Genomic DNA, 9,127 nt, shown 5'->3' with positions numbered 1-9,127 from the left:
GCGAGGAGGAGCGATGAGCGGATCCCGCCGGGCCGGCGGGACGCAGAACGGGACGGTGGCACTCCGGTGACCGGGACGGCCGGCCCGGCGGGATCCGCTCATCGCTCCTCCTCGCGGATGCGCTGGGCGCCGCGCAGCCTGGCGGGGGCGGCGCGCCTGTTCTCGGCGACCTCCTCCTCGGTGGGCAGTTCGGCGCCCCGGGTCAGCAGCTTCAGCCTGGGCTGGTAGCGCTCGGGGACGACGGGCAGGCCGGGCGGCGCCGTGTTGGCCGCACCGGCCGCGAAGACCTGCTTGACCAGGCGGTCCTCGAGCGAGTGGTACGAGAGGACGGCGATCCGGCCACCGACGGCGAGGCTCTGCACCGCGGCCGGAACGGCCCGCTCCAGGACGGTGAGTTCACCGTTCACCTCGATGCGCAGGGCCTGGAAGGTGCGCTTGGCCGGATTGCCGCCGGTGCGCTTGACGGCCTGTGGAAGGGAGTCGCGGATCAGCTCGACGAGCCGGGCGCTGTTGGTGAACGGTTCCTTCTCGCGTTCGCGCACGATGGCCGAGACGATCCGCTTGGCCTGCTTCTCCTCGCCGTACGCGCGCAGGATCCGCACGAGTTCGCCCGGCGGGTAGGTGTTGAGCACCTCGGCAGCGCCGATGCCGGTCGTCTGGTCCATGCGCATGTCGAGCGGTGCGTCCTGGGCGTAGGCGAAGCCGCGGTCGGCCTCGTCCAGTTGCATGGAGGAGACACCGAGGTCGAAGAGCACGCCCTGGACCTTGGGAATCCCCAGCCGGCCGAGGACCTCGGGCAGTTCGTCGTAGACGGCGTGCACCAGGGTGGCGCGGTCGCCGTAGGGGGCGAGGCGCTCGCCGGAGAGCCGCAGCGCCTCCTTGTCCCGGTCCAGCGCGACCAGCCGGGCCTCGGGGAAGGCGGCGAGCAGGGCCTCGCTGTGCCCGCCCAGACCCAGGGTGCAGTCGACGACGACCGGGGGCTTTGGTCCCGTCACCTCCAGAGCCGGGGCCAACAGGTCCAGGCATCGCTGGAGCATCACCGGGACGTGTCGGGTCTGGCTCAAAGCGCCCTCTCAGGCTCTGTCCCGTGTGGCCGCACATACGGCCTGGTCCCCACCCGCCCGGAAGGGGAGGTCGGCCGGCGCCGGGGAAGGAGGCGTCGGCCGGCCGACGGGCGGGAGAGGGCCGGGCCGCATGTACGCCGCACATCACGGGGAACTCGAAGCATGTGGAACATGCGGAATGTGCAGGCGTGTCGGTAACTTCGCGTCACTTTAGTCCACCCTGCCATCGGATCCATTCGCGATCAACGAACCGCGCAGCGCGTCGCACCGCCGCGCCGGACCGGGAACCTCACCCGGTCGGGTGCCTGCAGGTGAGGCTTGTGGGTTACCTCACAACAAGACGCGTTGACGTTCTTTGTCCCTTTCCACAGCACGCCGGGAGCAGTCGCGAAGGCTAACGTCGTAGCCATGTCGACTTCTGCGCAGCCTTCCGCCGAGACCGATTCCCCCACCACCTCCGCAGCGCGTTCCGGAGGGACAGTCACCGATCGCCTGGTCGAGCTGAACACGCGTTACGCCGAGAAGTTCACCGACCCGGGCATGGACGCGCGGCCCGTACTGCACGTGGCTGTGGTCGCCTGCATGGACGCCCGTCTCGACCTCCACGCGGCGCTCGGCCTGGAGCTGGGCGACTGCCACACCATCCGCAACGCCGGCGGTGTGGTCACGGACGACGTCATCCGGTCACTGACCATCAGCCAGCGGGCCCTCGGCACCCGCAGCGTCGTGCTGATCCACCACACGAACTGCGGCATGGAGTCGCTGACCGAGGAGTTCCGGAAGGACCTGGAGCTCGAGGTCGGGCAGCGCCCGGTCTGGGCGGTGGAGGCCTACTCGGACGCCGACCAGGACGTACGGCAGTCGATGCAGCGGGTACGCACCTCGCCGTTCCTCCTGCACACGGACGACATCCGCGGATTCGTCTTCGACGTGACCACCGGCAAGCTGCGCGAGATCACGCCCGCACCCTGAAGCCCTCCTCGACATACGGACCACATCCGGCATATCGCCCCCGCTTGCCCACAGGCGAGTGACACGAAGCGGTAACGGCAACAAGAATGCGGGTGTGACATCTCTCCGGGTCCGCCGGGGAGTGTCCGTATTTCGGGGCGGGCCGGGCGCTTTGCGCGCGGGCCCGTGCACAAAGGGCCGAGGAGGGCCGGGTGACGACCTATGACGATCGAGCGAGCCTCACAGATCTGACCACCACCGCGGAGCGGGTACGCAGGTCGGTCGAGGGTGTGATCGAGGGCAAGCCTGAGGTCGTACGGCTTTCGCTGACCGTGCTGCTCGCCGAGGGGCACCTCCTGATCGAGGATGTGCCCGGGGTCGGCAAGACGATGCTGGCGAAGGCCCTGGCACGGTCCATCGACTGCTCGGTCCGGCGTATCCAGTTCACGCCGGACCTGCTGCCCTCGGACATCACCGGGGTATCCATCTTCGACCAGCAGCGACGCGACTTCGAGTTCAAGCCGGGCGCGATCTTCGCCCAGATCGTGATCGGCGACGAGATCAACCGCGCGTCACCCAAGACCCAGTCGGCACTGCTGGAGTCCATGGAGGAGCGCCAGGTCACGATCGACGGGCACACCTACGAGCTGCCCGACCCGTTCATGGTGGTGGCCACCCAGAACCCGGTGGAGATGGAGGGGACCTACCCCCTCCCCGAGGCGCAGCGCGACCGTTTCATGGCCCGTGTCTCGATCGGCTACCCGAGTGCGGAGGCCGAGCTCCAGATGCTCGACGTGCACGGCGGGGCCTCACCGCTGGACGACCTGCAGCCGGTGGCGCACGCCCACGACATCGTGAAGCTGATCGACGCGGTGCGCACGGTCCACGTGGCCGAGTCCGTCAAGCGGTACGCCGTGGAGCTGGTGGCGGCCACCCGCCGGCACGCGGACCTCAGGCTCGGCGCCTCACCGCGCGCGACCCTGCATCTGCTGCGCGCCGCGAAGGCCTCGGCGGCGCTGGCCGGGCGGGACTACGCCCTGCCGGACGACGTCCAGGCCCTCGCGGTCGCGGTGCTCGCCCACCGGCTGCTGCCGACCGCGCAGGCGCAGCTCAACCGGCGTACGGCGGAGCAGGTCGTGCTGGACATCCTGCAGCGCGTCCCGGTGCCGACGTCGGGTGGCGCGGCCGCCTCCGCGCAGCCTGTGCCCGGCGGCCCGGTGTACGGCCGGCAGCCCGGCGCACGGCGGCTGTGATGCCGGCCGGGGCACCCGGCCCCGTGGACGAGAGCGACACCGGGGGCGGCCTGCGGGCGGCTCTGAGCGGGCTGACGACGCGGGGGCGGTCCTTCCTGGCCGCCGGTGTGGCCGCGGCGGTCTGCGCCTATGTGCTTGGCCAGGGCGACCTGCTCCGGGTCGGGCTGCTGCTGGCGGTGCTGCCCCTGATCTGCGCCACCGTCCTCCACCGCACCCGCTGCACGGTGTCCGGCAGCCGGCGGCTGTCGCCGTCCCGGGTGCCGGCCGGCTCGGAGGCGCGGGTCCATCTGCGGATGGACAACGCCTCCCGGCTGAAGACGGGCATGCTCATGCTCCAGGACCGTGTTCCCTACGTGCTCGGCCCCCGGCCCCGGTTCGTGCTGGACCGGGTGGAGCCGGGCGGCGTGCGGGAGGTGTCCTACCGGGTCCGTTCCGACCTGCGCGGGCGCTACCCGCTGGGGCCCCTCCAGCTGCAGCTGAGCGATCCGTTCGGTATGTGCGAGCTGACGCGCTCCTTCAGCGCCTACGAAACCCTCGTCGTCATACCCCGCACCGAGCCGCTCCCGGCGCTGCGGACGGCCGGGGCGGCTTCCGGATACGGCGAAGGCGGGCAGTCCTCTCTGGCACTGGCCGGCGAGGACGACATCATTCCCCGCGGTTACCGCCATGGTGATGATCTGCGGCGGGTGCACTGGCGCTCCACGGCGCGCCACGGCGAGCTGATGGTGCGGCGGGAGGAACAGCCGCAGCGGGCCAGATGCACGGTGCTGCTGGACACCCGGCGGACGGCCTATGAGGGGGCCGGACCAGGATCGGCCTTCGAATGGGCGGTGTCCGGGGCCGCGTCCGCACTGGTGCACATGCTGGAGCGCGGGTTCTCGGTGCGGCTGCTCACCGACGAGGGCAGCGCCGTGCCGGGTGAGAGCGCCGACGGCTTCGCGGGTCCGTCCCAGGAGTCCGCGGACTCGGCCGGTCTGATGATGGACACCCTCGCGGTCGTCGACCACTCCGACGGCGGTGGTCTCTCCCGGGCGTACGACGTGCTGCGCGGGAGCAACGAGGGGTTGTTGGTGGCGTTCTTCGGGGATCTCGACGAGGAGCAGACGGCTGTGGCGGCCAGGATGCGGCAGCGGACCCGCGGGGCCGTCGCGTTCGTGCTGGACGGTGACGACTGGGCACGCGGCGAGGCAGCCGTGACCGGCGCACCGGCCGCCGACCGCTTGCGGCTGCTGCGCGAGGCGGGCTGGACGGCGGTGGCGGTACCGCCCGGGGCGGAGCTCGCCCGGTTGTGGGGACAGGCGGGCCAGGAGGGCACCGGCGCCGGGCCGTCCGGGGCTGGATCGGCCACGGGGCAGACCGGGGGATGGTCATGAGCGGGCGTACCCGGCTGGCGCTGTGCGCCTTCGCGGCCACGATGATGACGGCGGGGGCCCTGCTGCCCCTGGTCGAGACGTCGACGTGGCTCCTGCGGGCCGCGTTCCTGCTGGCCGTGCAGAGCGGCGTGGGTGCGCTCGCCCGCAGGATGCGTCTGGCCAGGATCCTGACGGTCTCCCTCCAGACGCTCGCCACCCTCTTGACGCTGACCGTGGCGTTCGCCAGGGAGCACGCACTGTTCGGTGTGCTGCCCGGCCCCCAGGCGGTCCAGCGGCTCGCCGTGCTGCTGACCACGGGCGCCGACGACGTCGGCAGGTACGCCATTCCCGCACCGGCGACCGACGGCATCCTGCTGATGCTGATCGGCGGAGTGCTGCTGGTGGGGCTCGCCGTGGACGTCCTCGCGGTGACCTTCCGCGCCGCGGCCGCGGCCGGTCTGCCGCTGCTCGCGCTGTACTCGGTCGCGGCCGGGCTCTCCGACGGCGGGGCGGGATGGCTCTGGTTCGTGCTCGCGGGGTGCGGTTACCTGCTGCTCCTGCTGGCCGAGGGCCGGGACCGGCTGTCCCGGTGGGGACGGGTCTTCGGTGGTGCGTCCCGCGCGCCGGGCGGTCCGGCGGCCGGCCCGGACGGTTCCGGGCATGCCCTGGCACCGGTCCGTACGGGGCGGCGCATCGGCGTGGTGGCGCTGGGCATCGCACTCGCCGTGCCCGCGGCCCTGCCGGCGCTGGACGGCGGGCTGCTGGGCGGTACGGGCCCCGGGCAGGGCGGCGGCAGCGGCGGGGGCACGATCTCCGCGGTGAACCCGCTGGTCTCGCTCCAGAACAACCTGAATCAGCCGGAGAACCGGGAGGTGATGACGTACCGCACCAACTCCGCGAGTCCGGAGGGCTTCTATCTGCGCATCCTGGCCCTGGACCAGTTCAGCGGAGGCGAGTGGCGTCCGTCGACCCGCCGGCTGCGTGACGTCCCGGACCGGCTGCCGCAGCCGGCCGGTCTCGGCCCGGATGTCGCCGTCACCGAGATCCGGACGAACATCTCGGCGTCGCGCTCGTACCGGCAGACGTATCTGCCGCTCCCCTACCCGGCGAGCGAGGTCGACGTCAGGGGGCGCTGGCGGTACGAGCCCGAGGGGCGCACCCTGGTCGGCGACGACGGCCAGACCACGGGCGGTGCGCGGTACGAGGTCAGCAGCCTGGCGGTGGAGCCGACGGCCGCCCAGCTCGCCGCGTCGGCCGCCTCGCCTCCGGACCTGGCCCGTGAGTACACGCGGGTCCCCCCGTCACTGCCCGATGTGGTCGAGAAGACCGCCGCGCAGGTGACCGAGGGCGCCGCCGACGACTACGAACGGGCCGTGAAGCTGCAGGACTGGTTCACCACGGAGGGCGGTTTCCGGTACGACACGACGGTGACGTCGGGTACCGGAACCGCGGCGATCGAGCGGTTCCTGAAGGAGAGGGAAGGCTTCTGCGTCCACTTCTCCTTCGCGATGGCGGCGATGGCCAGGACGCTGGGCATTCCGGCCCGGGTGGCGGTGGGCTTCACGCCCGGCACCGCGCAGGCGGACGGTTCGGTGTCGGTCGGGCTGCGGGACGCGCACGCCTGGCCCGAGCTGTACTTCGAGGGCGTGGGCTGGACCCGCTTCGAGCCCACGCCGTCCCGGGGCAGCACACCGGCCTACACCCTGCCGGACGTGCCCTCGCAGGACCCGGGCGATCCCGCGCTGCCGACGGACGGAGCCTCCGCCGCACCCACGGCGGCACCCTCCGCCTCGGAGTCCTGCCCCGCGCAGGGGCGTCAGCCGGGTGAGTGCGGTGCGTCCACGGCACCCGGTGTGGCGGACTCCGCCGGTCCGGGAACCCCGGCGGGCACCGTGGTGCTGTGGGTGCTGGGTTCCCTGGTGGTGCTCACGCTCCCGCTGGTGCCGATGTTCTGGCGGATGCGGGCCCGTGCCCGGCGGCTCGGCTCCTCCAAGGGGCGTACGGCCGCCGATGCGGCGGCCAGGGTGATGGCCGCCTGGCGGGAGATCACTGATACGGCCTGGGACCACGGCATTGCGCCGGACGACTCGCAGACCCCGCGCAGGGCCGCGGCGCGTGTGGTGCGGCTGGGTGGCCTCGAAGGCCCGGCGGCCGCAGCGGTCCACCGGGTGGCCGGGGCGGTCGAGCAGGTGCTGTACGCACCGGAGCCGGGCGGGGCCGTGGCACCTGCCGAGGACGTGCGGGAGGTCCGGGAGGGGCTGAGGTCCTCGGCCGGCCGCTGGGACAGGCTGCGGGCGACGCTCGCACCCCGGTCGGCCGTTCGGGTGATCTGGGCCGTCTCGGAACGCCTGGCGGAACTCGGCAGCCGCTGGTCGCGCGTCGTCGGGCGTGTCCGCCCGGCGGGCCGGCTGCGCCGCCCGTCACGACAGCGGGGCTGATCCCCTGGCCCGGCCCCGGGAGCCGGGGCCGGGGCGGGTCGAGACCTGGCACGGGGAGGCCCGGGCCGGTCGACGCCCGGCCGGTGAAGGCGCGCAGGTCGATGCCCGGCCGGTGGAGGCTGGGCAGGTCCGCGCCCTTAGGAGTCCCGGGGGGGCACAGAGTGGGGGCACAGAGTCCTGCGGGAGAACGCGTGAGGGGCGGTCGCCGCGATGCGACCGCCCCTCACGTGTGAGGTCCAGCGTCAAGTTCCCGGTGCGCGCGGTCCGCTTCCGGGGCCGGCGGCAGGTCCTGCCCGCCGTCGGCCGGGAAGCGGAAAGCTCACTGGCCCTGTTCGTCGCGGCGGCGCTGCCACCGCTGTTCGATCCGGTTCATCATCGACCGGCGCTGCCTGGGATGTCGGCGTTCGCCTTCGCCCCCGCTCGCACTCCCCGCCGGTTGCTGCTCACCGGGCTTCGGCGCTTTGCGCCATCCGGTGACCGCCAGCACGGCACAGCCCAGCATGACGAGGAATCCCGCCACACTGACCCAGGTCTGCTGGAAAACCATTCCGGCCATGAGGAGCGCGATACCCACCAGAAAGCCAGCCACCGCCTGGTAGACCCGTCGCCGGGTGTACCTGCGCAGCCCGCTTCCCTCAAGCGCTGTCGCGAACTTGGGATCTTCGGCGTACAGCGCTCGCTCCATCTGCTCGAGCATTCGCTGCTCGTGCTCCGAGAGCGGCACGGAGTCCTCCTCGTCGTCGGCCGCGGGGGCGACCGGTATGCGGCCCTTCCAGGATAGGCAGGGATTCGCCCCCGTGAAACCCGCCCTCTAGCCTCAGCCAGTCCGGACCGCCAATTCGGCTCGGCTGCTGAGGCGTAGATTCCCCGACCTCCGATCCGTCATGCCGGATGGTGTCACCCGATCATACGGGGCCCGCGGCCCGATCGGGTGTTCCGGGCGCTACTCCGTCTGCAGCTGCGTTGCTGATCAGCCGTGCTCCTGCGGCTTTCGCGGCCGTACTCCGACGGTGTCGCCGTCACCGCTCAGGCGCGCTTCTCCCCCAGAACGTGCAGCTGGGTCGCCACCGAGTGGAAAGCCGGCAGCTCGGCGACGGCCGCCTCCAGCTTGAGGAGCTCCTCCATCGCACCCGGCTCGGTGTCCACGAGAACACCCGGCACGAGGTCGCCGAAGACCCGCACACCGTGGACCGCGCCGACCTGGAGGCCCGCGGCGTCGACCAGACCCGTCAGCTGGTCGGCGGTGAACCTGCGGGGCACGGGGTCACCGTCGCCCCAGCGCCCGGCGGGGTCCGTCAGGGCCTGCCGGGCCTCGGAGAAGTGCCCGGCGAGCGCCCTGGCCAGGACGGCTCCGCCGAGGCCGGCACCGAGCAGGCTGAGCGCTCCGGCCGGACGGAGGGCGTCGACCGCGTTGCGCACACCCTCGGCGGGGTCGTCCACGTACTCCAGGACGCCGTGGCACAGGACCGCGTCGTAACCGGCGCGGTCCACCACCTCGAACAGGCCGAGGATGTCGCCCTGGACTCCGCGGACCCGGTCGGCGACACCGGCCTCGTCCGCGCGGCGCTCCAGCGCGAACAGGGCGTTCGGGCTGGGGTCCACGACGGTGACCCGGTGACCGAGCCGGGCGACGGGCACGGCGAAATTGCCGGTCCCGCCGCCCGTGTCCAGCACGTCCAGGGCATCCCTGCCGGTCGCCTTGACCAGGCGCTCGAGAGCGTCCTTGAGGACCTCCCAGACCACGGCGGTACGGAGGGAGGCGCGGGGGCGCAGCTGGTCCGACACGGCAGTTGACTCCTCGGCACGGTGCCGCCACGGACGGCGGAGCGCGAACGGTGCAGGTGATACGGGTGCTCTCCACCCTATTGCCTCGCACCGCCGCCGCGGTCACTCCGCGTCGCGCCGCTGTCCGGGGCCGTCCTTCCTGGGCTGCGGAAGGACGGGCTGGAGGACCAGCAGCCGCTCCACCAGGCGCAGGAACATGGCCGCGTCGCGCAGCAGGTCGTCGGCGTCACGGCTGCTGGCCGCGCCGGGTATGCCCGCCTCCGCACGGGCCCGGCGCCGGGCCC

At 72.6% G+C, this 9,127-nt stretch carries 8 protein-coding genes; 4 read left to right on the top strand and 4 right to left on the bottom strand.

Features of this window, described 5'->3' with window-relative positions; translation table 11 throughout:
- Positions 1 to 98 precede the first annotated feature (98 nt).
- Positions 99 to 1,064, bottom strand: a complete 966-nt coding sequence (gene rsmH, locus BFF76_RS27700; RefSeq protein WP_053929864.1) for a 16S rRNA (cytosine(1402)-N(4))-methyltransferase RsmH — start codon at positions 1,062 to 1,064, stop codon at positions 99 to 101.
- A gap of 408 nt (positions 1,065 to 1,472) precedes the next feature.
- On the opposite strand from rsmH, the gene BFF76_RS27695 reads away from it, so the two are divergent.
- From BFF76_RS27695 to BFF76_RS27680, 4 genes are all read left to right on the top strand, one after another.
- Positions 1,473 to 2,036: a beta-class carbonic anhydrase gene (locus tag BFF76_RS27695; protein WP_031098915.1), complete on the top strand. Its 564-nt coding sequence runs from the start codon at positions 1,473 to 1,475 to the stop codon at positions 2,034 to 2,036.
- Between the two features lie 191 nt (positions 2,037 to 2,227).
- The gene (locus BFF76_RS27690; protein WP_031098913.1) at positions 2,228 to 3,268 is read left to right on the top strand and encodes an AAA family ATPase; all 1,041 of its coding nucleotides are present in this window, start codon (positions 2,228 to 2,230) and stop codon (positions 3,266 to 3,268) included.
- Complete coding sequence (locus BFF76_RS27685; protein WP_065849302.1) at positions 3,268 to 4,641, top strand: DUF58 domain-containing protein; 1,374 nt, start codon at positions 3,268 to 3,270, stop codon at positions 4,639 to 4,641. The genes BFF76_RS27690 and BFF76_RS27685 overlap by 1 nt, the downstream gene beginning before the upstream one ends.
- Positions 4,638 to 7,058 (top strand): transglutaminase TgpA family protein, encoded by a 2,421-nt coding sequence (locus BFF76_RS27680; RefSeq protein ID WP_065849303.1) that lies wholly within the window; start codon positions 4,638 to 4,640, stop codon positions 7,056 to 7,058. The genes BFF76_RS27685 and BFF76_RS27680 overlap by 4 nt, the downstream gene beginning before the upstream one ends.
- 319 nt (positions 7,059 to 7,377) lie before the next feature.
- On the opposite strand, the gene BFF76_RS27675 is transcribed toward BFF76_RS27680, so the two are convergent.
- The 3 genes from BFF76_RS27675 to BFF76_RS27665 all read right to left on the bottom strand — a co-directional run.
- On the bottom strand, positions 7,378 to 7,782 hold the full coding sequence (locus tag BFF76_RS27675) for a DUF3040 domain-containing protein (RefSeq protein WP_031098904.1): 405 nt from the start codon (positions 7,780 to 7,782) through the stop codon (positions 7,378 to 7,380).
- 302 nt (positions 7,783 to 8,084) lie between these two features.
- Positions 8,085 to 8,843, bottom strand: coding sequence for a class I SAM-dependent methyltransferase (locus BFF76_RS27670; RefSeq protein WP_031098902.1), 759 nt, complete (start codon positions 8,841 to 8,843; stop codon positions 8,085 to 8,087).
- 102 nt (positions 8,844 to 8,945) lie between these two features.
- A partial coding sequence (locus BFF76_RS27665; RefSeq protein WP_244167354.1) for an SAV_6107 family HEPN domain-containing protein occupies positions 8,946 to 9,127 on the bottom strand: 182 nt, incomplete at its 5' end.

This window comes from Streptomyces mutomycini, from assembly GCF_001700505.1.
Classification (GTDB): Bacteria; Actinomycetota; Actinomycetes; order Streptomycetales; family Streptomycetaceae; genus Streptomyces; species Streptomyces mutomycini.
The sequence above is the reverse complement of the archived record's forward strand: the minus strand, read 5'-3'. Positions and strand labels throughout refer to the sequence as shown.

Bases quoted from the DNA above. Each gene is read 5' to 3' on its own strand.
- BFF76_RS27695 (WP_031098915.1), top strand. From the start codon at position 1,473: ATGTCGACTTCTGCGCAGCCTTCCGCCGAGACCGATTCCCCCACCACC.
- BFF76_RS27685 (WP_065849302.1), top strand. From the start codon at position 3,268: ATGCCGGCCGGGGCACCCGGCCCCGTGGACGAGAGCGACACCGGGGGC.
- BFF76_RS27680 (WP_065849303.1), top strand. From the start codon at position 4,638: ATGAGCGGGCGTACCCGGCTGGCGCTGTGCGCCTTCGCGGCCACGATG.